The organism is Pseudomonas sp. P8_229 (genome assembly GCF_034008635.1).
In the GTDB taxonomy this organism is placed as follows: domain Bacteria; phylum Pseudomonadota; class Gammaproteobacteria; order Pseudomonadales; family Pseudomonadaceae; genus Aquipseudomonas.
On record NZ_CP125378.1, the window covers coordinates 3,666,730 to 3,691,583 of the forward strand.

Consider the following 24,854-nt stretch of genomic DNA (forward strand, 5'->3'; position numbering starts at 1 on the left):
ATCAGGCGCGGCTATTTAGCCTGATCAGGGCCGATAAGTAAAAAGGCGTCGTGCGGTTTGGTGTCGCAGATCAATCAAACCGCGACGGCGTGCAATCTCAACCCCAAAGCCTTCATGACCTTCATGATAGTTGCGAATTCGGGGTTACCAGTGCTGCTCAGCGCTTTATAGAGACTTTCACGACCCAGGCCGGCATCACGTGCCACCTGTGTCATGCCCTGAGCTCGGGCTATGTCATTCAGTGCCGCACGGATGAGCACGCCATCGCCTTCATCATCATCAAAGCAAGCGTCCAGATACGCCGCCATATCTTCGGGAGTTTTGAGGTATTCGGCGGCGTCGAAACGGGTAAATTTTTCGGTCATGACTTACTCCTCATTTCCGATGCTATGTGCCATTTGTACGGCGCGCTTGATATCACGCCGTTGTGTCGATTTATCGCCCCCGATTAACAGCAGATAAATCACTTCGTCTCGACGAGTGAAGTACATCCTGTAACCAGGACCGTAGTGCACACGCATTTCATAAACGGTGTCACCGACAAATCCGCAATCGCCAAAGTTGCCATGTTCGGCTGCTCGAAGTCTGGAGATGATTCGGCCTTTGCCGATGATGTCTTTCAACGAGTCGAGCCATTCGGAAAATATACGGGATCGTTCAAGTTCGATCATGTCAGGGATCGTATTCCTTGGGATACAGTCTGGCAAGCCGCTTTTAAGCGCTTGTCTGCCTGTATGGATTGAAGGAACCGAAGTATTGGGTGAGGGGATTGCGAAGAACAGTCGGCTGCTTCTTCAAAACAAGCCGGCTAATTCGCAGATAAATTCGAAATCAGGAAAATTCTGACGTAAGCAGGGCAGCGAGGACTTCAGCCGTCGTCAGAAACTCCCGATCAACTCCCGGCAACACCGGCCGTTTCAACACCATCACCGGCACCCCACGTTCGCGCGCCACTTCCAGCTTCGGCTCGGTCGCGGTGCTGCCGCTGTTCTTGCTGATCAGCACATCGATCTGCCGGCGTTCGAACAGTGCGCGCTCGTCCTCAAGCAGAAACGGCCCACGGGCGCCGATGACTTCGCAGCGTTCGTTGCCGGGGTAGACGTCGAGGGCGCGCAGAGTCCAGAACTGGTCGGCGGGGATTTCGTCGAGGTGTTGCAGCGGTTCACGGCCGAGGGTGAACAGCGGGCTTTGGAACGGTTTTAGGGCCTCGGTCAGTTCGGCCCAGTCGCTGACTTCGCGCCAGTCATCCCCGGCCTGTGCCTGCCATGCGGGGCGGCGCAAAGCCCAGCAGGGAATGCCGGACAGTTGTGCGGCGCGGGCGGCGTTGTGGCTGATTTGTGCGGCATAGGGGTGGGTCGCGTCGAGCAGCAGCTCGATGCCTTCAGCGCGAATGAATTGCGCGAGACCTTCGGCCCCGCCGTAGCCACCGACGCGCACCTGGCAGGTCAGGTCGGTGGGCACCCGGCCCACGCCGGCCAGGCTGTAAATGTGTTCTGGCCCCAGCGTGCGAGCGATGGCCAGCGCCTCAGTGACGCCGCCGAGCAACAAGATTCGCTTCATGCAAAACCTCCTGCGTGGCCGACAATGCCGCCCTGACGATCAATCGCAAACACCTCGACCTGCACCTGCGCCGGCACCACGCTGCGGGCGAAGTTCAGCGCATGGCGACAGACTTCATTGCCTAGGGCGACGCCTGCCGCACTGGCCATCGCCAAGGCCTGCTGACTGGTGTTCGCCGCACGAATACCTTGCTGCAAAATCTCATCCGCACCAATCGCCGCCGCCCATTCGGCCAGTTGCGGCAGGTCGATACTGGAATGCCGCGAGTGCAGATCCATGTGCCCGGCCGCCAGTTTGCTGATCTTGCCGAAACCGCCGCACAGGCTGAGTTTATCCACAGGCACTTTGCGCAGATGCTTGAGCACCGCGCCGACAAAGTCGCCCATTTCGATCAGGGCGATTTCCGGCAGGTCGTAGACCCGGCGCATGGTGTCTTCGCTGGCGTTGCCGGTGCAGGCGGCGATGTGCAGGTAGCCGTTGGTCCTGGCCACGTCGATGCCCTGGTGGATCGAGGCGATGTACGCCGCGCAGGAGAACGGCCGGACGATGCCGCTGGTGCCGAGAATCGACAGGCCGCCGAGAATGCCCAGTCGCGGATTCATGGTTTTCAGCGCCAGCGCCTCACCGCCTTCGACGTTGACCGTAACGTCAAAACCGCCGGTATAACCGGTTTCCTCGGCGAGCAGGTTCAGGTGATCGCTGATCATCTTGCGCGGCACCGGGTTGATCGCCGGCTCACCAACGCCCAGCACCAGTCCCGGACGGGTCACGGTGCCGACGCCTGCGCCGGCATTGAAGCGAATCCCTGGTTCGGGCAGCAGACGCACGCGCGAATAGAGCAAGGCGCCATGGGTCACGTCCGGGTCGTCACCGGCGTCCTTGATCGTCCCGGCTTCCGCGCCGTCTTCGGTCAGGCGACAGAACTCCAGGCGCATCTGCACCTGCTTGCCCTTGGGCAGGACGATCTGCACGGCGTCCGCGCCGGTACCGCCGAGCAGCAGGCGTGCGGCGGCAAGGCTGGTGGCGGTGGCGCAACTGCCGGTGGTCAGGCCGCTGCGCAGGGGCGCGGGTTGTTCGGCGGTTTCGTCACGCATCGAGAGGTTTGACCAGATCGAGCAAGGTGATCGGCAGCGCCTGGCGCCAGGTGTCGAACTCACCGAGCGGCTGTGCCTGAGCGACATGAATACGGGTCAGTTCGCCGCCGTGGCGCTCGCGCCAGTTCATCAGCGCGAGCTCACTTTGCAGGGTCACGGCATTGGCCACCAACCGGCCTCCGGGTTTGAGCTGTTCCCAACAGGTTTCAAACACACCTTCGCGAGTCACCCCGCCGCCGATGAAGATCGCGTCCGGGCGCTCCAGTCCGGCGAGGGCCTGTGGCGCACGACCGCGAACCAGTTGCAGGCCGGGTACGCCCAGCGCGTCGCGGTTGTATTCGATCAACTGCTGGCGGCCGTCATCGGCTTCGATTGCCAGCGCTCGGCAACTGGGATGCGCACGCATCCATTCGATGCCGATCGAGCCGCAACCGCCGCCCACATCCCACAGCAGTTCACCGGGTGTCGGCGCGAGGCGGGCGAGGGTGATCGCGCGCACATCGCGTTTGGTCAGTTGGCCGTCGTGCTTGAATGCCGAGTCGGGCAATCCGGCAAGTCGCGACAGGCGCGGCGCCTGCACATCGGCCAGGCATTCGATGGCGATCACATTCAGATCGGCAATTGGCGGGTCGTTCCAGTGATTTGCGGTGCTGTCGATACGGCGTTCGGCTGTGCCGCCCAAGTGCTCCAGAACGCTGATGCGACTGCCGCCAAAACCGCGCTCGCGCAACAACGCCGCGACCGCCGCAGGACTCTGCCCGTCATTGCTCAGCAGCAACAGGCGCACACCGCTGAACAGTTGCGCATTGAGCGCCGACAGCGGTCGGGCTACCAGCGACAGCGTCACGACTTCTTGCAACGGCCAGCCGAGGCGGGCTGCAGCCAGCGAGCAGGAAGATGGCGTTGGCAGAATCAGCATCTGCGCGCTCGGCACTTGCCGCGCAAGGTTCGCACCGACGCCGTAAAACATCGGATCGCCGCTGGCGAGCACACAGACAGCTTCGCCGCGCCGCTCCAGTACCGGGGCAAGGGAAAACGGGCTCGGCCACAATTCGCGCTCACCGCGAATGCACACCGGCAACAAGTCCAGTTGACGATGGCCACCGATGATCCGCGAAGCATTCATGAGGGCGCGCCGGGCATTTTTGCCCAGGCCCTTGAAGCCGTCTTCACCGATTCCCACAACCGTCAGCCAGGGTGTCATGCCGTTCCTCAATCTCGTGCGCCCGTTCAAGCGGCGCATGATAGCGCGGCTTCTGTTGTCTGGTGCTGCTGCCTTGTCGCAGGTGCTGGCAACGGTTGACATGCCATGTGGTAGAAAAATGATTGGCAGAGCAAGCGTGTTTGTTATTTTGATATTTGATCAAGTTGCCCGTTACAACCAAAACAAACTTGGTCAACCGATAGATTATTATTAAATGGATTAATACTTTGCACGCCATACGGGCGTCGCTTACTAGGATGAAAAAATAAACATGGATGATATAAAACATAATGCGACACTGGTCGGCGATATATTGCTGACTGGAAGTCAGGGGCAGAGTTACGAGGATTATCAGTTCGCGTTGAACTGTGCTTATTTGGCAAAACGTCAGGCGGATACCACTTACAACAGTGCGATCCAGCCAGGACGCTGGACCGATTATTTTACTGATGTGCTTTGGTCGCATGGCTGGAACCGCGATCATCAGCCGATCGAGCATGTTCAGACGCAGTTCAATGGCAGCGTGCGACAGGTCTGGTTTCAACTTGCATCGCCGCTGCTCAGTCGAGAGCAGGTGACTGGGGTTGACCAAGGGTTGGCGAAACTGGAACGTGACGTGGAGTTGCTGAAAAAGGTCAAGGGCACCAGTGGCAAGCCTTTCGATTTCAAGGTCATACCGCTCAGCTATAACGCCAACGGCGATCTGGAACTGGTGATCAGCAATATCCGCTTCATCAAGTCGAGTCTCAACACCAGTTACTTTTTCTGGGACGTGTCGCAATCCATGACTCAGCTGGATGTTGTGGCGCGAAAGGTGGTGATCAGCCGCCGGGTCATGGACGCTCGCCGCCTGAGCGTGAGCAAGGCGCTGGAGGGGCTCAAATTCAATTTCGCCGCTGTCCCGATCTGACTTGCACGGGGTAAAGCGCTTTTTATCCTGCGCCGTGCACCCCGACGCAGTTTCCGACCGGCAGGCATTTTCATGCACTTGGGCAAAGCAGGCATAATGGCGACCTTTCGCCCACCACAGCGCTGCCAGCCAGCCGGTCATCCCTTGAACGAACGCCCGATGTCCACCGCTCTACGCCCCTCGGCCTGCCCGGGGTTACTGCGTATTGTCCAGGCGCTGGACGGCGGTATCTGCCGGATCAAGCTCAATGGTGGGTCGATCACTGCCGATCAGGCTGACGCGGTAGCCGATGCTGCCGAGCGTTTCGCCAGTGGAGTGATCGAGGCGACCAACCGCGCCAATCTGCAGATCCGCGGTATCGGCGAGCAGTCTGAGACATTGATCGGCAGCTTGCTGGCCGCCGGCCTCGGGCCGCAAACCGCGCAGGGCGACGATGTACGCAATCTGATGCTCAGCCCCAGTGCCGGGATCGATCGGCAGCAGCAATTCGATACCCGGTCACTGGCCGAACAGATTCTTGCGACCCTGCAATCTCACCCGCAGTTTCACCAGTTGAGCGCCAAGTTCGCCGTGCAACTCGATGGCGGCGAGGCGTTGGCGATGCTCGAGCATCCGCATGACTTGTGGCTGTCGGCGTTCGAACGTGACGGTGAAGTATTGTTGGCGTTTGGTCTGGCCGGATGCCCGACCGATAGTGCAACTGGCGCCGTGCCCCTGGAAAACGGCCATGCTCTGGTCGTCGCGGTGCTGGAATTGTTCCTCGAACTGGCACGGCCGGAGCAGACGCGCATGCGCCATTTGCTCGATGAAATGTCGACGCCAACGTTCCTCGAACATTTGCACAAACGCCTGCCGATAACCGCTTTGTGCGATTGGCAACGAACGCCCGCAATCGATGCTCTGCACATCGGTGTTCACCCGCAAGGCACGGTGGATCGGGTGTACATCGGCGCGGTGCCAGCGCTCGGCCGTCTTGATCCGGCGATGCTTCACGGGGTGGCCCGACTGGCCCGTGAGTTCGGCGATGGCAGCCTGCGCTTCACACCTTGGCAAAGTGTGTTGCTACCGAACGTGAAGCACACCGACGCCGCGCAAGTGCTGCAGAAACTGGGGCAATTGCAGTTGCGCACCGATCCGGACGAGGCGCTATCGCGGCTGATCGCCTGCACCGGATCCAGCGGCTGCGGCAAAGGCCTTGCCGATACCAAACACGACGCCCGGCTGTTGGCGACACTGTTGCCACAAGCGCAGGGCGTGCACCTGTCCGCATGCCCGCGCTCTTGCGCCGCTGCCCATCGCACACCGGTGACGTTGCTGGCGGTCAGCCCGGGCCACTACGACCTTTATTTTCGCGATGCAGCACTGCCGGGTTTCGGCGCGCTGCACGCACGCAACCTTACTATTGAAGCGGCCGCGACCCTGCTCGACGCCCGCTCACGGAGCCCCCTTGATGCTTGATTACATTCGCGACGGTCAGGAGATCTATCGCAACTCCTTCGCGATCATTCGCAGCGAGGCCAATCTGGCGCGCATTCCGGCCGACCTGGAAAAGCTCGCAGTGCGGGTGATCCACGCCTGCGGCATGGTCGAGGCGGTCGACGGTCTGCAATTTTCCGCAGGCGCCGGCAAGGCCGGGCGCGATGCGCTGGCGGCCGGTGCGCCGATCCTCTGTGATGCGCGGATGGTCTCCGAGGGCGTGACGCGCGCGCGCCTGCCGGCGAACAACGAGGTGATCTGCACTCTGCGCGATGACAGCGTGCCGGAACTGGCGCGGGAGTTGGGTAACACCCGTTCCGCCGCAGCGCTGGAACTGTGGCGTCCGCACCTGGAAGGCAGCGTGGTAGTGATCGGCAATGCGCCGACCGCGCTGTTCTATCTGTTGGAAATGCTCGACGCCGGTGCGCCGAAACCGGCGCTGATCCTCGGTTTTCCGGTGGGTTTTGTCGGCGCCGCCGAGTCGAAAGCGGCGCTGGCGGCGAATAGTCGTGGCGTACCGTTTGTGATCATGCAGGGCCGCCTCGGTGGCAGCGCCATGGCCGCCGCTGCAGTGAATGCCCTCGCCACGGAGATCGAATGATGCAGGCAAAGGGACGTTTGATCGGTCTGGGTGTCGGCCCCGGTGATCCCGAGCTGATTACCGTGAAGGCCCTGCGCCTGCTGCGCGAATCGCCGGTGGTGGCGTACTTCGTCGCCAAGGGCAAGAAGGGCAACGCCTTCGGCATCATCGAGGCGCACTTGCAGGATGCGCAGAATCTGCTGCCGCTGGTGTACCCGGTGACCACCGAAGTGCTGCCTGCACCGCTGTCCTACGAGCAGGTGATCAGTGACTTCTACGACGACGCGGCCGAAGAAGTCGCGGCACACCTGGACGCCGGGCGCGATGTCGCGGTGATCTGTGAGGGCGATCCGTTCTTCTACGGCTCCTACATGTATCTGCACGACCGCCTTGCCACGCGATACGAAGCGCAAGTGGTGCCGGGTGTGTGTTCGATGCTCGGTGGTGCATCGGTGCTTGGAGCGCCGCTGGTGTATCGCAATCAGAGCCTGTCGGTGCTCTCTGGCGTGTTGCCGCATGACGATCTGAAGCGGCGTCTGGCCGATGCCGACGCGGCGGTGATCATGAAGCTTGGGCGCAACTTTCCCAAGGTTCGTGCGGTACTGGAAGAACTTGGCCTCGCCGAACGTGCGCTGTACGTCGAGCGCGCGACGATGGCCAATCAGAAGATCGTGCCGCTGGATCAGGTCGAGCCGATGTCTTCGCCGTACTTCTCGCTGATCATCGTCCCGGGCGAACGGTGGCAAGGGTGATGACTCAATCGATACCGGCCATTGTCATTCTCGGACAGGGCGCGCTGGCCACAGCACGGAGCATTCAGCAGCTGTATCCGACGGCGCAGATCCATGGTCTCGCCGGGCGCGTTGAAGGTGCCGACCGCACGTATCAGGAATTCGGCGCGACCCTGCGTGAGTTGTATCAGCAGGACATACCGATCATCGCCCTGTGCGCTGCCGGCATCATCATTCGAACCCTGGCGCCGTTGCTGCTGGAGAAGGGCGCCGAACCTGCGGTACTCGCCGTTGCTGAAGACGGCAGCGCCGTGGTGCCGCTGCTCGGTGGCCTCGGTGGTGTAAACGTCATGGCTCGCAACATTGCTGCCGGGCTGCAAGTGGCGGCGGCGATTACTACCAGTGGTGAATTGCGCTTCGGCACGTGCCTGCTCAATCCCCCCAACGGTTACGCGCTGGGCGATCTGGAGCTGGGTAAGCGGTTTGTCTCGGATCTGCTGGCCGGACACAGCGTGCGCATCGAAGGCGAGGCGCCGTGGCTGGATCAGGCGCAGTTGCCGGAAGATCCGCAGGCACAGCGCTCGATTCATGTCGGCAGTGCCGAGCGTGCAGCGAGTGCCAATGAATTGCTGATCTATCCGCGCAGTGTTGCGGTAGCGGTAGTGGCCGAAGTGGCGGATCTGCCAAATGCAGTTCGTATGGCGTTGCAGCAGGCCAACGTCGCCGTGCAATCGCTGGCGTGCGTGGTGGCTGCCGATAGCGAAATGGCTTCGACGTGTTTGCGTGAGGCGGCGCTGGAACTGGGTGTGCCACTGCGCTTTGTCGCAGCGCCAAACGATGTCGCTGCGCTGGCGCAGACCGCGGTGCCTCAGGCCCGGGTCGTCAGTGCAAACAAGCTGGCAATTGTCATTGGCGAACAACCCTTGGACGTCTCGAGCATCGGTCGTCCGCGCGGTCGTCTGGCAGTCATCGGCCTTGGCCCCGGCGCTGCCGAATTGATGGTGCCGGCGGTAAAAGCCGAACTGGCGCGGGCCACCGATGTGCTCGGCTACGAAACCTATGTGCGTATGGCCGGCCCGTTCCGCGACGATCAGGTGCAACACTGCACCGACAATCGTGAAGAAATGCAGCGCGCGCGACATGCCTTCCGGTTGGCGGCCGAGGGCCGCTCAGTGATCGTGGTGTCGTCGGGTGATCCCGGCGTGTTCGCCATGGCCGCAGCAGTGCTTGAGGCTCTGCATGAGTCGGATGACCCGGCGTGGCACAGCGTCGATCTGGAAATTCTCCCGGGTGTCTCGGCCTCGCTCGCGACTGCGGCGCAGGCGGGCGCGCCGCTGGGGCATGACTTCTGTGTGATGTCGCTGTCGGACAACCTCAAGCCATGGTCGATCATCGAGCGGCGTCTGGAACTCGCCGCCGAGGCCGATCTGGCGTTGGCCTTCTACAACCCGATTTCGCGCGCGCGTCCGTGGCAATTGGGGCGCGCACTGGAAATCGTCGCGCAACATCGCGTCGCGGCAACACCGGTGGTGCTGGGGCGCGACATCGGTCGGCCGGGGCAAACCCTGCGGGTCACTACGCTGGGGCAACTGACTCCGGAACAGGTGGACATGCGCACCATGGTGCTGATTGGCTCCTCGACCACCTGTACTTTCCCCAAGGCTGAAGGTGGCGAGTGGGTGTACACGCCGCGCTGGTACGGCGAAAAACCGCTGTCCTGAGCGATTGGCGAGGGAGTCGGCTCCCTCGCCACGCCCCGGTTCCCGTGCGCATTGTTACCGGATTTGCCTGTGTCGTATTTATCAACAGCCCATGTACGATTTGCTCCGCTTCGTCGTCGGAGCTTTCTTGTTACTTATATTTTGTTCGACTTATTCTGAATTCAGATAGATAGGCGCAAGGAATCAGGCTGGTTAGTTTTGGGTCTTGGTTAGTTGTGTTGATTTATATCCGGGTTTGGGGTAATGCCCGGTTACTGTTACATATGTTATTAGTTGTTTTTAAGTGACCTGTTTTGACATGTATTGAAAGTCTTGAGGTTTGAGAGTTGATTCTCCAGTCGTTAGTTTGATCGTCATGAAAGTGCCAGCGGGCACGCATGATGTTGGTCAAGGTAAAGGAGAAAGTTTCATGCAGGATCAGAGGTCTCAAGACGCTAGTGGTTATGTCAACTTTATCAACTTGTTCAGACAGGCAGATCTGGAACAGGCAATGTTGTTGCACAAAGACAGTGACTCTTATCAGTCTGTGTGGCGTTATTACTTTGCCTGTGTCGGCTTGCTGGATTCCCCCCGATTGCTCGAACCCCTGGCATTGCTCAAGCAGTCGCTGGGCCAGTTGATCGCCCCGACTCGCGTACGTCGATCCGTCGAGGGCCACGTTACGCAACCGGCCGAGGCGCAACCGAAGGACACTTTGCCGCGCATCTACGAGAATATTCAGGCCTTCGAGACACGGCTGAAAAACACCCTTGCCTTTGAAAAAAGTGCGGAAACGGCGGTTCCGAAGATCATGCACTTTGTCTGGCTCGGTGGTGGTCTTGGTGCGATTCAGCGTGATTACCTCAACCTCTGGAAACAGGTGCTGGGCGGGCAGGGCTACAGCCTCAATCTCTGGTACGACAGTGACGCGCTGCTGGCCTGGCAAACCAATAAGCTGATCGTCGAGGCTGCCAAGGCTGATGCGATGCAGCATGGCGGCAGCGAAAAGCTCTCCGAAGCCGAGCTGGGCACGTTGTACGAGGAACGGGCCATCGTCCTCAAGCAGCAGATGTTCATGCACATCAACGCGGCCCTGGAACAGGGAATGTCGGCAGATGAGGCGCGGATCGACCTGTTGACTCGCGCCTACGGGCAGAACGCCGAGCAACTGGAAGGGCTGATCGAACAAAACCGCCGCAGTCTGCTGGATCTGGCTGGAAACGATCTGCAGTTGCGCGATCTGCATGACCTCGACCCGCCGCTGCAATTACAGAGTATCTATGATCGCGAGACCCGGCTGCGCGGTAATCTGGCAGCCGCCTCTGATGTGGTCCGTGTCGAAGCTTTGTACAACGAGGGGGGTGGATATGCCGATGTCGATAATCTGCCGCCGCTGGTCAAGAACCTGGGTGGGGTCGACATCAGCACGTTCGGCGGTGATGCGCGCGTTGGCGTCCTGCAACTGCTGCTCGACCACAACCCGCACTGGATGCCGGGACGCCAGGCACGGCGCGACGGATACACCGACTATCTGGGGCAAATTCCCGAGGAACACCGCGCCGCGCTGGATGCCTTTGCCCGGCAAAAACCGGCACTGAGCGAGGTATTTCAGGCACCGGCCGAACTGCTCGTACGCCCACAGGCATTGCGCGCCGTTGCCGTGCAGAGCACGCTGAGCAACTCCTTCCTGGCGGCGCATGCGCGATCGCCGATGCTCAAAAGCGTGATCGAACGGTTTCGCTTCAATTACCAACTCATCGACCGGACGGCCCGGTTGGCAGAGCAACGCGGCGTTGCCTTGAGCGATTTCGACAATATGTCGATGCTGTCGCGTGAGGTACTCGAGCAGGCCTACGGCTCTTTCGCCGACCTGTCGATGAGCGAAGATGTGGCGGCCAGCTATCTGTCTCTGGCAGCTGCGGGCTACTACGGCGACGGTATACGTGCGCAGAGCGAATGGACAATCTATTTGACCGGTCCGGCGGCGATGCGCGATGGCATGGTCGATTATCAGCGACACAATTTCGTCCCGCGAGAGGAAGAACGCCAGCGCCTGGAGGCGGCCATCGAACCGCTCTGGGTGGTCAACGACAAGACCGAAGAAGAGCAGGATCACTCCTGGAAAGACAATGCCAGCGATGTTGAGCAATGGGTGCTCGACGAGCAGCAGCGCTGGCGGGAAGGGCAATTCAGCGCGCGTTACAACGGCGATATTGACGCGTTGCTCTCGCAGCAGACTGTCATGTTCGAGGAAGGCTGGCCGGTTATCGAGGGCCGGCCGGTGTTGTTGGTGGATGTCCTGCAGCGGATGATGGACAGGCTCGGTGAACCCTTTATGGCGGCGATGCGGCGAGGCCATAACGGTCCGCTGGTTTTTCCGTCAGGTGCCGGGCTCGGTTTCGATGATCGCGAGGCTATAAAGGCCCAGCCCACTGGCCTGCGAGCCCCGGCTTCGCTGGGCGATGCGCACATTCAGGGCCTGGCGCTGGATGAAGTGCTGAGCGCTATTGCCGAGGGGACACTGCAGTTTTTCCAGGTCAGTGCCTTGCAACGGGCGCTGCTGGGCCAACTGTTGGGCGTGCGTTCACTGGACAACCAAAGCCTGATCGCGGTCGCTGCCGAACTCGATAACCTGGCCAATGGCGTCGCCGAGGTCGGCGCTTCGGTACGTTATGCGGCCATCGAACGCCATCTATACCAGCAGCGTGCAGCGGCGTTCATGGCCGGTCTCGCCAGTCATCTCGATCAGCCGGCGCGCGCGTCGGACAGCGCGTTGACGCTGAAGCGAACGGCCCTGTCTCAGGCGCACACGCTGTTCCAATGGGGGCGTCATGTCGCCCATATCCAAGAGGTCGCCACGCGCGAGCATCGTGACCAGGTGATCCGACAGCTCGGTCAGGTGCTGGGTCAGATCGAGGCCAGTGACGTCAAGCTTGTGCCCCAGGATCTGTTGCTCACCGGGCCGGGTGATCCGGGGGCTCGCTGTTATCCTCTGGCGCTGATCATGAGTGCGGCGCTGGAAAATGGCGCAGCGGCGTCGCGAAGATTGCGCGAGCGCTTCTTCCTCGCTACCGCTGAGCCGCAACAAAGCGATTCGGCGACGTTTCTTCAAGCGCTTGAAGAGTTGCGCGGCGTGCCGTTGCATGAAGTCGGCAGCCCTTTGGGGCGCGTTGATCTGCAGCAGCTCGGCGCCACGCTTGAAGCGTACGGCAGCACGTGCACGCTGATGCTCAATTCCGACAACCACGCCATGCTGGTGGCGAAAACCTTCGACGGCGATCACGCCACTTATCACTTCTATGACCCCAATTTCGGCGTGTTCGAGTTCAGTCAGCCGGCCCTGTTTCTGCACGCCTTGACCGATTTCTTCCAGAAGCAGGGTCTGGCGAAATACTATGCGGCCTATGGCGATGAAGCGCGCCCGACGTTTGATCTGATCGAGCTGCAAGGGCAAAAGATATCGACCCTGGACCTGTCTGGCGGATTTCGTGTCGGGCAACTGCTGAAATCCGACAATGTGCTGCCGGAGCATTCAGGACGCCCGATACGCCAGCGCCTGAACAGCGCGCGTGGTCAGTCGCTGGTCAGCAATCCGCATCTTGGACGCAGTCTGCGCGATCTCGACAGTCATTGGTGGGGACAACAGATTGCCCATGCGACCGACGCGTTGCAGGCGTTGCACCCTTCGGTGACACCACTGGTGCCGTTGTTCGAAACCCTTAACATCACGCCCGGCGGGGAGTACCTGATCAGCCTGATCGATCCATTGCACAGCGAGCATGTGATCCAGGTAACCAGCACAGACCCGCGCCTGTTGAGAATCAGGAACTATCTGTCCGAGCAGTTCTCGACCCTGGGTACCCGCCCCGAGCCGGCATTGTCTGAGGCCGGCGCCGTTCATACCCTCAATACCGGGTTCACGATTCAGGCGTTGATGAACGCCTTGCGCGGGCGGGAAGGCGACGACCGTACATTGACCACCGCCGTGCGGCTGCATGCCTACATCAATTACGCACAGCTGGCACACGGCAATGTCACGGACATTGCCGGCCTGATCAGCCTGGTGAAAACGGCGCTCAATGAAGAGAAACTCATCGCTCGCACCTGTGCGCCGGTGGTGGGCGAGGCGCTGGGGCACGTTCTCAACGAAGGTGTGGGTGCGGTGCTGGGGCTGGCTAATGTCGGTTTCGACATTTATCAATTGGCCACGACGGACAACGAGATCGAGCGGGCGCAGTTCGGTACGCAACTGGCGTTTGACTCCGCCAGTCTGGCATTGACTGCCGGCGGCCTCGGTGCGGCGACTGCGGGCGCCGCAACTGCTGCAGCAGTATTGGGTGGTGCCGGCGTGATCCTTGGCGGGCTGGCTGTCGGCGTCGCGGCGCTGGCTCAGGGGTTCGCCAATATCGCGCAGCAGGCTAAGGCGGTGGGGCTGTTTTTCGACCATCTGGAGCGTGCCTATCGGGGCGTGGGTTATCGCTACGATGACGCTATGGGTGGCTGGGTTGCAGATCCTGCGCTGATCGTGCAAAGCCTGGATTTCAAGCGCGGTACCCTGACGCTGGACAGCCCGAAGCTGTATCGACTGCGTGATCATTTCGGCGTGCCGGATTTCGATCCGGACTATCAGAAAGCGCTCAATCTTCAACGCGAGCTGGGGCTGCCTCGGACCATCAGGCGGGCGCTACCCGCAGGGCAACTCGTGGTGCTGCCATGCACGCCGCAAACCTGTTACGGCTATGAATACAAAGCCTTGCCTTTTTACGCCTGGGGACACCACACGGGGTTCGATACAGCGCGGCGCCTGGAAAGAAAGGATCGGGAGGGGCGGTGGCAGTTCCTGTTTACCTTCTTTTCGTTTCCCTCTCCCTACATAGTCAATCGCCTGGCACCGGCGTATCGGCCCACCGTGATCGAGATTCGGCTGGACGCCAATGAGCGTGCGCTGGCAGTGCCGTTGGTGCCTGCGGAATGGCACGAGCTGTTGTCTTATCGGATTGAAGGAGGGGGCGCATCCTGCTCATTGATCCTCAATCGTGGAGTCGACGTTGAACTCGAGTCGCCCAGCTTGCAGTTGTGCCGCTGGAACCTGGTGGCGACCTGGGCCACCGAGCGTGATGTGCAGGTATCGGTTGGCGGGGCAATTATTATCGGTGGCGTCACGGTGACGCTGTCGGGCAGGGGGCGGCACGAGGTATTGATCCGTCTGGCCGACCGGCAGCTGTTCAGGGTCGATAGCGCCCATCGCCAGTTGCTGATTCTGGAGCAGACCGCGCCAGCCGGCGCGGACGAACTGAGCTTGCTCCAGCACTATCAGTCACTGGTCAGCGAGCACCGGCTGGTACTGCCTTACACACCCCTGCACAACTTTCTGATCCCGTTCGAGTCTGCACATCAACCGCGTTACACCACTGCCTGGTACGACGCGGCCGGGGAGCGTTTTCTGTATATCCGCAATGAAGAAGTGCTTCAGGCCGATGAAGCATTGCTGGCGGCTGTGGTTGGCGATTCGGCGTTCTTTTATGAACCACAGAACTATGTGATCTGGCAGGTCGATGCCGTCAGCGGTCTGCTGCGGTTCTGCTATCGATTGCTGGTGATGCGCGGACAGTGCAGCATCCGCCGAATCGACGTCGACGACCATGGCGTGATGCATATCGAACAACAGTGGACAGGCCCTGATCAGAAAACCACGCAATTCAACTACCTGTTGCATGACGGCCAATTGCAGCTCACTTCGGTCACCCGTGACATGGACCGCGAGCTGGGTGAAAGGGTTTTTGCGCGGCAGACGCTGGAGCACTGGTCGCAGGTGCTTGGTGACTATGTGTCGTTGTCGACAGTCCCCGAGCGCGATGGCGTCGCCACGCTCGACTGGCAACCGGCTGCTTACGTTTCAGTCTGCTGGGCGTTCGAACCGGGCAAGCGCGATCTGGTCTGGATTCGCAGCCGTGATCGCCTGTGCATTCATCCGTTTATTGCGTCCGGGCATACCCGTGGCTGGCAGGACTCAATCAGCAAGCTTGCCGATCTGCTGTTGTTGCCGGCAAATGATCAGCAGAACCTGTATTTCATTTACGACAGGGCAGCGCAGAAGCTGTGCCGAGTGCAGCGCAGCCTGTCCGACGACAATCAACATTGGCCTTCGCAGTGGAGCCATCAGTGGGTGGAACCGGCCGGACTCAGCGAGGTGGCGGCGGTCGAGGGCGGGTATCTGGCGCTGACCGACGAGGGGTTGTTTTTCAATCTGAGCGAGAACGGTGAAGTGCATCTGGGGGGGCTGAGTGAGCGCTGGCTCAAAGGACGGACACAGTGGTGGCTGGCGTTGGAGGCCTTGGCGCAGAAGTATCCGGTGAGCAGCTTCGCCATTCTCGGCGTGCGCAACGCCAGCGGTGATCACAGCCTGTGCGCCTGGTACCTGGACAATCGCTTGTTGCTGTGCGATCCGGGCCACGACAAGGAGATGCGTTTGCTCGGTGTCACGCCGGACAATCAGGCCGCGTGGCTGTTGGACGTCAGCAGCGGTGAGCTGTGGCGTCAGACGTTCTTCGATAGCCGGCAACTCGAGCAAGCCTTTGGCAACGGTCAACAGTTATTGGCGAGCGACTTGTTACCGGCACCGCAGGCCGAGTGGGACGATTGGCGGTTCAGCGGTGTAACCAATGAAGGCTCCGCCTTGCGTGGCACGTCGGTGGAAGGTGTGTCTCTGCAATTGCGCTACCAGGAGACGGAGCTCGTCATTGGCGTCGACCACCGCTGGGCAAAGGCGCATGCCGACCATCTGCTCGAGTCGCTGCAAGCGTTGCTGGAGACCTCCGGGCATGGCGAATTCATCACTGTGGAATCCGCCGCTGGCGTCCGGCAATGGTATGACGTGGCCAACGCGCGGATGATTCGAGTCGCCAGTCAAGACCTGCCCAGTGATTGCGAACTGCTCGGCACCTGCCGTGACAGTGTGCTGTTGCACGAGCCCCAGGAACAGCGCGTTTCGATCTATCCCGGTCACCATAGCGTCGGACCTTTCGATTATGTGCAGCGCAATGCCGAGGTACTCGTGGTCGAGGGGCAGAACAAGGTCAGCGACCTGCTGCCGCTGCTCGCCGATGACGTAAGCCGTCTGGTTTTACGCATGGGGCAGGGCGGCGTGAGCTATCACTTGTCAAAAGCCAGCTGGCTGCGACTGGACTTCGTCATTGTCGATTGCCGGCCAGGACCTGGAGAGCGGTCGGCGATTCCCGGCAAGTTGATCTGGGCAGTCGATGCACCGGGGAAACTGCAACTGTCGGTGGTTGGCGAGCATTTGCTGGTTGTCGATCCCGATCGCCAGCACAGCCTGATCCTGCGCGAAGTGTGCTCGGCCGATCCGGCGCTGCGAGGCGACGTCTTTCTGGGGTTTGAGGGGCAGAACTCCTATCCGGTTTCCAGACTGGTGCAGGGGTTGCAGAGTGTTCCAAATGCCCAAACCGGTGCGACGCTCGAGCAGTTATTGCGTGTAGTACCGGCTTGAGAAACAAATGGAAGTTTCTCGATAGTTGTTAATTGTTTGTAAGCTGGCGCAATTGATTGGCGAGTAGAAGTCGCGCGAAAAGTTGCGGTTTTAAAACATTTAATTGTTTCTGGATGTCGTGATGGTAAAGCCCGTCGCGGTCTATATTTGCGTGAGAAAAGGAAGCTCGGTTGAATACTAAGGATCATGGGTTAATGGTGAACAGTAAGTTCTCGGACGTTTTTGAGCGAGCCGAAATTGAGTTGATCGCAGGGAGTTTGCGTGATGACATGTCTCGAGAACAGTTGCTGCGTTATTACAACGCTGCGGTCGGGGCCGCGGAGTGGACAGAACAACTGATAGCAGTCAGATTACTCAAGGAAGTCGTCGAGTCGAATCTTCCTGGTGTAACCGATATTCAATTCAAAAAATTCAGTGAAAACCTTAGGGATTACCACCACCGGCTAACGACTACTGCAAACCTTTTGTCTCGAGGTCAACCGGTTGCGCGAAAGTTACATTTTGTCTGGGTAGGCGGAGGCATTGGAACCATTCAGGGGGATTACATCAATGTCTGGAAACAGATGACCGACGCTGATGGATACCGTCTGAATCTCTGGTACGACAGCGATGGACTGCTTGCGCATGAAACCAACAAGATCATCGTCGAATCGGCCAAGGCTCAAGTCGCGAAGCTCGCTTCTGAAGATGCATCGATGAAGTCCGCGAGGCTTGGCAAGCTATACGTTGAGCGCGCCCGCGTGCTTCGTCAGCAGATGTTCGAACATATCCAGAAAGCCACCGCGACAGGTGGCAGTGCCGACCAGACAAGAATCAATCTTTTGGTCAGCGCTTACGGTCAGGATGAGGCCACGCTCAACGCGCTGAAGGTGCGCAATCTGCAGTCGCTTGAAAGTGTTGCTGCGAATGGCATTGCACTTCGGGATATCCGTAGCGAATTGTCCAGTCGACCCTTGTTCGAAATCTATGAACGAGAATTGTCTCTTCGCGGCAATCTGGCAGCGGCGTCTGACATCACGCGACTGCAGGCGGTGCATTTCGAAAGCGGAACTTATCTGGATGCGGATCTATTGCCGTCATTACATGAAAATATCGGTGGCGTGGATATTTCCGCTTTTGACATCGAAACCCGGATGGGAATCACGCAGATTCTGCTCGACTCTAACCCGCAAATACTTCCGAATCGAAGCGCACCGTATGCGGATTTACGCCATAAGGTACCGGAACACATAAAAAACGCATTGATAGAGTTTGCCAGGATCGCACCTTCACTCAAGGATATTTTTGCACCGTTCAATGATGTCGTTGTTTCACAACACGGAGTGCGTGTAGGCAATAAAAATAGCGCTGATTTAAAAAGCAGCCCTTTCAATGGTCTTTCCAATGCAATGTTGAGTGGTCATGCCGGGTCCGCGGCAATTGTCGGGATCATCGATAAAATTCGCAGTAATTACGCATTTCTGGATCGAGTGGAGGTGCTGGCTCGTCGGGGGAACATCTCACTGACAGATTCCGCAGCATTCTCCAATCTGATCATTAGCGAGATGGAGAAAATATATGGACCGCTATCAACCTGGGGTGACGAGTTAATTGCTCGAAACCGGTTTTTGCAGGCTATCGCTGAGTACGATGCCGACGGCATCAAATTTGGTGCCCAATCGGCTATTACCATGAGTGGCCCAACGGCCGTTTCGCAAGGTTTGAGTGATTACGTCAACGAAAAAGCGCTTGCTGAAGCTCGTCAACAAATCAGTGACCGAGTCGATCTGCGTGACGGTTTCAATCTGGCCACCGAAGAGGAGACCCACCATAGCTGGAAGGACAACGCCAAGACCGAGTCCGCCTGGTTCGAACTGGAAACAACCAGAATTGCCGATGGTGCCTACAAAAACCGTTACCTGGGCAATGTGGATGAGCTGCTCAAAGGTCAGACTCTGACTTTCAAGCAAGGCTGGCCGGTCATGGAAGGCAAGCCCGTGTTGCTGACGTCAGTGCTGCAGCAACTGCTGGATAGCCTGGGTGAACCGTTCGTTCGTGCGATGAATGACCGATTGACTGGCGATATTGCATTCGATGCTCCGTTCTCTGTCGATTTCGAAACACGTCAGCAGATTCTGCAGCAACCCACCGTCGAACTGCCGCCATCGACAGGCGCCGAGTCGCTGGGCAATTTGAACGAAGCGTTGGCGCGGATCGCGGCAGGCAAATTACCTGTGGATCAGTTGAGTCCGTTGCACCGTGTGATGTTCGGCGGCCTGTTTGGCGCTACGACACTGGATCAGAACGGGTTCGCCGACACCTGGAAAACCACCGTTGATTTTGCCGAGAAAACCCGTGATCGTGGGCTGTTCGCACGCTATGACGTCATCGAACAAACGCTGCTCAACCGTTACGCGGCACCGACAGAGTTCAGTACTTCCAGAATCGGCACGGGGGAAAACAACTCTCGGGTTCTGAAGGCGCAGGCCTTTGCCAAGCCGATGAGCGTACGGCAATGGCGTGAACACCTGAGCCAGGTAGAAGCCGTGGCTAAAAAAGAACAACGGGCGTCGATTCTCACACGAGGCAATGCGGTACGTGAGCAGTTTTTCCGGTCCGGGGCTCTCTCAGCCAAACAGTTTCCACAAGGGTTGCTGGTACAGGGTGTGGGCGATCCGGGGCGGCGCTGTTATCCATTGGCATTGGCCATGGCGGCAGCATTGGAACGAGGCGTCGCCGCAGAGCGCGCTCTGATCGGTAAACTGGCGCTGGCCAATATCGCCCCGGAGTCAGCTGAAACCCAGGCGTTGCTGCATGTGCTGGATGAGTTGCGCGGCATCCCGATGGCGCAGTTCGGCGAAAAAACGCCGGTGGCGAATCTGCACGCAGTGATACAGGCGCTGGATGCCAAAACCAGCGGCGGCAGCTTGCTGCTCAATACCGAAAATCATTCGATGCTGGTGAGCAAAGTCGCGGGAGCAGAGGAAACATCCTATCGCTTCTACGATCCCAACTTCGGCCTGTATGCGTTTGCCCGAATAGATGAACTGCACAAAGGTATCCAGGGATTTTTGCAGGATGGGACGGTCGCCACACTCTATGGCGTTGCAGAGGGGCCCGGAGCCACTTTCGATGTGGTGGACCTCAACGGCGTGAACATTGCCGACGCGACTTTGCCGTCCAGAGTCAGCGTTGGAAACCTGCTGAGCAATGACCCGATTGCCGGCGGGAAGCCTGTCGAACCCTGGCACCATCATGCGCAGTTGCGACTACGGTCGCTGTCGGAGAACGCGCGTCTTGGCCAAGCGTTCGCCAGTGTGGACGCCCACAAGTGGACGCGGATCATCAAAGGTGCGACCGATCAGTTGCATGAAAAATATCAACTGAGCCGTGACTTCGTTCCAGTATTCGAGTCTTTGAAACCCGCCGCACAAGGGCGCAGTGAAATCACTCTGGTCAACGCCAAAGACCCGCATCAGACGCGCACGGTGTTGACCGATGACAAACGGCTGTCCGGAATCAAATCTTATCTGAGCGATTCCTTCGAAGAGTTATCCGGTAGGCGCGCAGGTTCACCCGTGGCCGATCCGACCGACGTCGGTGCGGTCCACACGCTCAATGCCGGTTTTGCCATTCAGGCGTTGCTGCTTGGGCTCAAGGAAGCGGAACACGCCGATGGTTCGACGGCATTGACGTCTGCGGTGCGCATTCACGGTTACCTTTCCTACGCGCAACTGGCCCACGGACTCGTGGTTGACGCGGTGCAATTGCTGGGGCTGGTTCGTCATGCGTTCACCGACAGTGTGCGTGTGGCCAACACCACCTCTGCAATTGTGGGCAATGCGCTGGGCAACGTATTGAACGAAGGTGTGGGGAATGCATTGCAACTGGCGAGTATCGGTTTCGACATCTATTTGTTGATCAACGCTGAAAATGATACCCAGCGCGCGGTGTTCGCTACACAGCTGGCGTTTGATACCGCCGGTCTGGTGCTGGGCGCCGGAGCGTTTGGCGCAGGTGTTGCCGGAGCGGCCACGGCGGCTGCGTTTCTGGGGGGCGCCAGTGTCATTCTGGGCGGGCTGGCTGTTGGCATCGGTGCACTGGTCGAGGGTTTCAGCGCCAGGACAGAGCGTGGCAAGCAGATCGGCAGGTATTTGAATCGGGTCAACGAGGCGTATCGTACCGGAGGTTACTCGGTACGAGGGGATACCCTCTTTGCCAACCCTCATGCTGTTTATTCAAAACTGGATCTGCGCAGCGGAACCATCACCTTTGGCAGTCAGAAAATTTACGCTGCAGACAACTACTCTGATTTGCATCCACCCAAGATCGACCCGGATCGCGAGCATGCATTCAGCATTCGAAAAGCGCTCGATCTGCCGGGAAAATTTGCCATCAGCGACGGATTAAACGTTGAAAGCGTTGTGTTGCCGAGCCTGCCGGATTGCTACCTGGCCTATGAGTTTGGCGGGTTGCCTTTTTCGACAACCCTGGGGGAAGATCTGGAAACGGCCCTGGCGCTTGAGCATGACCGTTACGGCAAGCGGCAATTCTGGTTTACCTTCTACAAAATACCTACCGAATACATCATCGAAAAAATGGTGCCCAACTATGTGGCAACCACGGTCAGCGTGGTGCTGGGCAAGCAACACCGTTTTCTGCATGTACCGACTTTGCCGCAAGAGGTTCACGGCCATCTTTCCTATGATATCGAGGCATTGGGCGGACACTGTTCGGTTACCTTGGCCGAGGGTGTCAAGTCTGTGCGTTTACAAGTCTCGACCGGCGAAGCGATGACCTGGTCATTGCGCACAGCCTGGTTGAATGAAGGTGGCGTGAAAATTGAGGGCGACGTCCTGCAACTGGGCACGATACAGGTGCAGGTGCCTGGCAAGAACACAGTGCTTGTGCAACTCGACGGACATTCGTATCAGGTGGACTGGACAACCGGAACCCTGTTGCTCACGGAGCTGGAGGCCGGCCCGGATGAAAACGGCCCGATGACCCTTAAGCGAGTTCGCGAACTTGCACGTTCCAGCCGTCTGGCGGACGGCCCCACGGTCATTCGCAATTACCAGGACGCTCTGACTGGCGTGCGCACCAGCGCCTGGTATGACCGCGAGCAAGATTCATTATCGTTGGTTCGCGGGCTGGAGCCGAAATATGCCGCGGATATTTGTATGGGCCCCAGGATTGGTCGGGACATTTACTACTACTGCCCCGCTGATGCATTGATCTGGCGCGTTGATGTTGTCACCGGGAAAATCATACGTGTTTTCCAATTGGTGCGTACGGAATTGAAAGCCTGGATTACCGCAATCCAGGAGATGCCGGGCGGTGCGTTGCAAGTGGTTCGGCGCATCGAACTCGACGAAGACCAGTTTGTGAAAATGACTTACCTGATCGAAGAAGATGAACTCTCGATTACTGGTGTGTCCGGTCATCTCAGCTATCACGAAGGTCGGGAGATTCGAAGTGGGACGGTCTTCCTGGACGATTTCCTCTCGTGGTACCGGTTGATTCCGGCAGCGTCAGGCGTTGACGACGAACAAGTGACAAGTGCCGGTTGGTCCAGGTTCATTACTGTTGATTACATGGACTACAGCTCGAAAGCGTTCAGCCGGGTCTGGGTACGTTGCGACGACGGACGGGTTTTTAGGCCGATGCTCAAAGAGGAGGACAGCGACGCCGACGCCTTCGATTGGGCTCTTCTGGATCCACAGCAGCCAGAACGCGATACGGTTCTGTTCCATCACCTGCGTCATCGCCTCCTTTATCGACAGCGCATCAGTGCACAAGAACAGTCCTCGGTAATTTTTGCACAATCCATCTTGTCGCTGGAGGTGCAGCAAATTCATCGCCGAGGCCGGCAATACATTGCATTGACTGACGAGGGCATGGTGTTTCGCCTGAATGGCGCGGGCGAACGACATTTGGCAGGCCTCGGTAATGATTGGCTATTCGCCCGCCAAGAGCGCTCAGGCAGCAATTTTCGTTGGTGGGATTCGGTCCTTGGCACTGCCGCAATGTGGTCCGCCGGGGCTGTGGAGGTCGGTGGCATCAGCGCTGCTTCGAATCACTCGCCGCTCTATGTCGTGTGTCTCGATCAGCAACTTCTTATCGCCGATACGGCGGGGAAAAGCTTTGGGTTATTGAGGCAGACCTTGGACAGGAAGGCCGCCTTGATGATCGATTGGACTACTGGACGGATCTACCGCCAAGCGTTCATGGCCCCCGATAGCTTGTTCGCAGCATTTGGCGCGGGAACACATCTGTTACGGGCCGACTTGATCCCGCCAATGCAGAGGGTGCTGCCACAGCGCACGTTCGCCTGGGCTATGCCCCATGAGTCGGGCTTGCGCGCCAAGTCCCATGATCACGTATTGTTCGACCTGTTCGAAGGTGAGCCTGCGCGCATTGTCGGTGTGGAAAACGAGTTCTTCGACGGCGTGGATCTGCATCAGGCGCGGGAACGGAAACTGGCCCGGATGCTGGCGGGGCAGCATTGTGCTCCGTATCTGACGGCAGGCAGGATCGATGATCTTTGCAGCTGGTATGACGTCGACGCCGGCCGCTTGCTCAGTGCAACGGCCCCAGGTCAAGACTTGCCCGGCTACGTGGGAGTCGCTAACGGTCAAACCCTGGTGTTGCATGACCCGCAGAGCCTGCAGCTTTTCAGCAACCGCAGTGAAGATGGCAAGCTCAGTGACGTATGGATGACTGCACAAACAGTCAGGCGAGTAGATAATACGCTGGTCATCGAAAGTGATCGGATATCTGGCAGGCTTGCGCCGATTCCGGACGGCATTGATACGCTGATCCTGAAGTGTTCGACGGATGGCGCCTCCTTTTTGATCGACCAGCGGACCTGGGTACGACTTGACTGCCTGATTGTCGATCTCGATTTTCCCGACGCGTTGAAAAGTCATCTTTCGTTCCAGCTGCAGCCGATGGAGCAGTGGTTGGTCACGCAGAAGGATGGGCACCTGCTGCTGACGGACACTGACACGGGGCGCAGCATCATTTTGCGCAATGTCGGTGCTATCAGTGCGGAGTCTCGAAAGAATGTGTCACTCAGTATCCCCTTGGCGGAAGACCTCGCGGTGACGCTCTATCTCAATGAGTTGATGAGCGCCTTGCAGGAGGAAGCGCTGAGTGAACTTGGCGCGCTGATTTCTGACATCCGTTAAGGCGTAACCCGGCAGCTCAACGCCGACGGGATTAGTTGAAGAGGCTGCGGATCAGATTATCCGCAGCCCTTTGTCGTTTTCAGGAAACAAGATAGCCCTTCACCCCGGTAAAGATGATCTGTGCCGCCAAGGCGCAGACAAACAATCCCATCAACCGACTGACGATCTGCAAGCCCTGGTCGCCGAGAATCCGTTCGATGTGATTGGACAGGTACAGCACCACCCCAACGGTGAAACTGGCCAAGGCGATACTCATGATCGCAGTCAGTTTGTCGTCCCAATGCGGCTGGCTGATACCCATCACCAGCAGCGCACCGATAGTCCCCGGGCCAACGGTCAAGGGAATGGTCAGCGGCACGATTGTCACGTCCTGCTGCACGTTGTCACTTTGCACCACAGGCTTGCCTTGGGCCATGCCCAGCGCCGAGATGAACAGCACGCTACCGGCACCGATGCGGAATGCGTCTGCGGTAATCCCGAACACGTCGAAAATCACCCGGCCAAACAGATACAGCAGAACGCTGGAGATCAGTGTGGCAATCGCCACTTTCCAGGCCAGGCGTCGCTGTTCCTTGCGCGAGTAACCACGGGTCAGGCTGATGAAGCAGGACAACACGAAGAACGGGCTGTAGAGCACCAGCATCTTCAGGTAAACGCTGAATAACACGTGGAGCATGGGGAGACGTCCGTACCGGTGAAAGTTGAGCGAAGTCTATCAGGCAACGGGCAGTCTGTCGGACTCGATTGCTTGCCGTACGGCATAGTTCAACTGTTCGTTTTTTCAGCTGCTTGTTCTAAGAGGTTTTGACTTTTGAGTTGTAAGTTGCTGTTGTTGTTTATTGGTAACACTCATCAGCTTGTTGGGTGAAAGTTTTCTGCGTAAGTTTGCACTGCGGGCTTGGAAAGAGCTCAATTAAAACAAA

At 58.7% G+C, this 24,854-nt stretch carries 14 protein-coding genes; 8 read left to right on the forward strand and 6 right to left on the reverse strand.

The genetic code is table 11. The features are described from left to right. Window positions 1–74: 74 nt before the first annotated feature. The 5 genes from QMK55_RS16570 to cbiE all read right to left on the reverse strand — a co-directional run bounded on the left by QMK55_RS16570 (window position 75) and on the right by cbiE (window position 3,858). Window positions 75–365: an addiction module antidote protein gene (locus tag QMK55_RS16570; RefSeq protein ID WP_003221244.1), complete on the reverse strand. Its 291-nt coding sequence runs from the start codon at window positions 363–365 to the stop codon at window positions 75–77. 3 nt (window positions 366–368) lie between these two features. Further along, window positions 369–671 carry a type II toxin-antitoxin system RelE/ParE family toxin gene (locus QMK55_RS16575; RefSeq protein ID WP_003221246.1) on the reverse strand — a complete coding sequence of 101 codons (303 nt, stop codon included), beginning with the start codon at window positions 669–671 and terminating at the stop codon, window positions 369–371. A gap of 160 nt (window positions 672–831) precedes the next feature. Beyond that, on the reverse strand, window positions 832–1,560 hold the full coding sequence (locus QMK55_RS16580) for a cobalt-precorrin-6A reductase (protein WP_102354375.1): 729 nt from the start codon (window positions 1,558–1,560) through the stop codon (window positions 832–834). Continuing rightward, window positions 1,557–2,654, reverse strand: coding sequence for a cobalt-precorrin-5B (C(1))-methyltransferase (locus QMK55_RS16585; protein WP_102354376.1), 1,098 nt, complete (start codon window positions 2,652–2,654; stop codon window positions 1,557–1,559). Before QMK55_RS16585 ends, QMK55_RS16580 begins: the two co-directional genes overlap by 4 nt. Beyond that, window positions 2,647–3,858, reverse strand: coding sequence for a precorrin-6y C5,15-methyltransferase (decarboxylating) subunit CbiE (gene cbiE / locus QMK55_RS16590; protein WP_320329581.1), 1,212 nt, complete (start codon window positions 3,856–3,858; stop codon window positions 2,647–2,649). The genes QMK55_RS16585 and cbiE overlap by 8 nt, the downstream gene beginning before the upstream one ends. Here cbiE and QMK55_RS16595 point away from each other — a divergent pair. The 8 genes from QMK55_RS16595 to QMK55_RS16630 all read left to right on the forward strand — a co-directional run bounded on the left by QMK55_RS16595 (window position 3,857) and on the right by QMK55_RS16630 (window position 23,931). Beyond that, the gene (locus tag QMK55_RS16595) at window positions 3,857–4,072 is read left to right on the forward strand and encodes a hypothetical protein (RefSeq protein ID WP_320329582.1); all 216 of its coding nucleotides are present in this window, start codon (window positions 3,857–3,859) and stop codon (window positions 4,070–4,072) included. The two genes, cbiE and QMK55_RS16595, sit on opposite strands and share 2 nt — an antisense overlap. A gap of 57 nt (window positions 4,073–4,129) precedes the next feature. Continuing rightward, window positions 4,130–4,768, forward strand: a complete 639-nt coding sequence (locus tag QMK55_RS16600; RefSeq protein WP_320329583.1) for a hypothetical protein — start codon at window positions 4,130–4,132, stop codon at window positions 4,766–4,768. Between the two features lie 159 nt (window positions 4,769–4,927). Next, window positions 4,928–6,226 carry a precorrin-3B synthase gene (gene cobG / locus QMK55_RS16605; RefSeq protein ID WP_320329584.1) on the forward strand — a complete coding sequence of 433 codons (1,299 nt, stop codon included), beginning with the start codon at window positions 4,928–4,930 and terminating at the stop codon, window positions 6,224–6,226. Beyond that, window positions 6,219–6,845, forward strand: a complete 627-nt coding sequence (locus tag QMK55_RS16610; RefSeq protein ID WP_320329585.1) for a precorrin-8X methylmutase — start codon at window positions 6,219–6,221, stop codon at window positions 6,843–6,845. The genes cobG and QMK55_RS16610 overlap by 8 nt, the downstream gene beginning before the upstream one ends. Further along, on the forward strand, window positions 6,842–7,576 hold the full coding sequence (locus QMK55_RS16615) for a precorrin-2 C(20)-methyltransferase (RefSeq protein WP_413787273.1): 735 nt from the start codon (window positions 6,842–6,844) through the stop codon (window positions 7,574–7,576). The genes QMK55_RS16610 and QMK55_RS16615 overlap by 4 nt, the downstream gene beginning before the upstream one ends. Next, window positions 7,576–9,276: a precorrin-3B C(17)-methyltransferase gene (gene cobJ, locus QMK55_RS16620; RefSeq protein WP_320329586.1), complete on the forward strand. Its 1,701-nt coding sequence runs from the start codon at window positions 7,576–7,578 to the stop codon at window positions 9,274–9,276. The genes QMK55_RS16615 and cobJ overlap by 1 nt, the downstream gene beginning before the upstream one ends. A gap of 409 nt (window positions 9,277–9,685) precedes the next feature. Then, window positions 9,686–16,762 (forward strand): TcdA/TcdB pore-forming domain-containing protein, encoded by a 7,077-nt coding sequence (locus QMK55_RS16625; protein ID WP_413787274.1) that lies wholly within the window; start codon window positions 9,686–9,688, stop codon window positions 16,760–16,762. A 170-nt stretch (window positions 16,763–16,932) separates the two neighbouring features. After that, window positions 16,933–23,931, forward strand: a complete 6,999-nt coding sequence (locus QMK55_RS16630) for a TcdA/TcdB pore-forming domain-containing protein (protein WP_320329588.1) — start codon at window positions 16,933–16,935, stop codon at window positions 23,929–23,931. A 79-nt stretch (window positions 23,932–24,010) separates the two neighbouring features. Here QMK55_RS16630 and QMK55_RS16635 read toward each other — a convergent pair whose 3' ends face one another. Then, a complete protein-coding gene (locus tag QMK55_RS16635; RefSeq protein WP_102354383.1) occupies window positions 24,011–24,607 on the reverse strand; it encodes a MarC family protein in 597 nt (198 codons plus the stop codon). Window positions 24,608–24,854: the final 247 nt, after the last annotated feature.

Excerpts from the sequence above, each read along its gene's own strand:
- QMK55_RS16625 (WP_413787274.1), top strand. The coding sequence starts at position 9,686 with ATGCAGGATCAGAGGTCTCAAGACGCTAGTGGTTATGTCAACTTTATC.
- cbiE (WP_320329581.1), bottom strand. The coding sequence starts at position 3,858 with ATGACACCCTGGCTGACGGTTGTGGGAATCGGTGAAGACGGCTTCAAG.
- QMK55_RS16615 (WP_413787273.1), top strand. The coding sequence starts at position 6,842 with ATGATGCAGGCAAAGGGACGTTTGATCGGTCTGGGTGTCGGCCCCGGT.
- QMK55_RS16580 (WP_102354375.1), bottom strand. The coding sequence starts at position 1,560 with ATGAAGCGAATCTTGTTGCTCGGCGGCGTCACTGAGGCGCTGGCCATC.
- cobJ (WP_320329586.1), top strand. The coding sequence starts at position 7,576 with ATGACTCAATCGATACCGGCCATTGTCATTCTCGGACAGGGCGCGCTG.
- QMK55_RS16575 (WP_003221246.1), bottom strand. The coding sequence starts at position 671 with ATGATCGAACTTGAACGATCCCGTATATTTTCCGAATGGCTCGACTCG.
- QMK55_RS16635 (WP_102354383.1), bottom strand. The coding sequence starts at position 24,607 with ATGCTCCACGTGTTATTCAGCGTTTACCTGAAGATGCTGGTGCTCTAC.
- QMK55_RS16570 (WP_003221244.1), bottom strand. The coding sequence starts at position 365 with ATGACCGAAAAATTTACCCGTTTCGACGCCGCCGAATACCTCAAAACT.
- QMK55_RS16585 (WP_102354376.1), bottom strand. The coding sequence starts at position 2,654 with ATGCGTGACGAAACCGCCGAACAACCCGCGCCCCTGCGCAGCGGCCTG.
- QMK55_RS16600 (WP_320329583.1), top strand. The coding sequence starts at position 4,130 with ATGGATGATATAAAACATAATGCGACACTGGTCGGCGATATATTGCTG.
- cobG (WP_320329584.1), top strand. The coding sequence starts at position 4,928 with ATGTCCACCGCTCTACGCCCCTCGGCCTGCCCGGGGTTACTGCGTATT.
- QMK55_RS16610 (WP_320329585.1), top strand. The coding sequence starts at position 6,219 with ATGCTTGATTACATTCGCGACGGTCAGGAGATCTATCGCAACTCCTTC.
- QMK55_RS16595 (WP_320329582.1), top strand. The coding sequence starts at position 3,857 with ATGCCGTTCCTCAATCTCGTGCGCCCGTTCAAGCGGCGCATGATAGCG.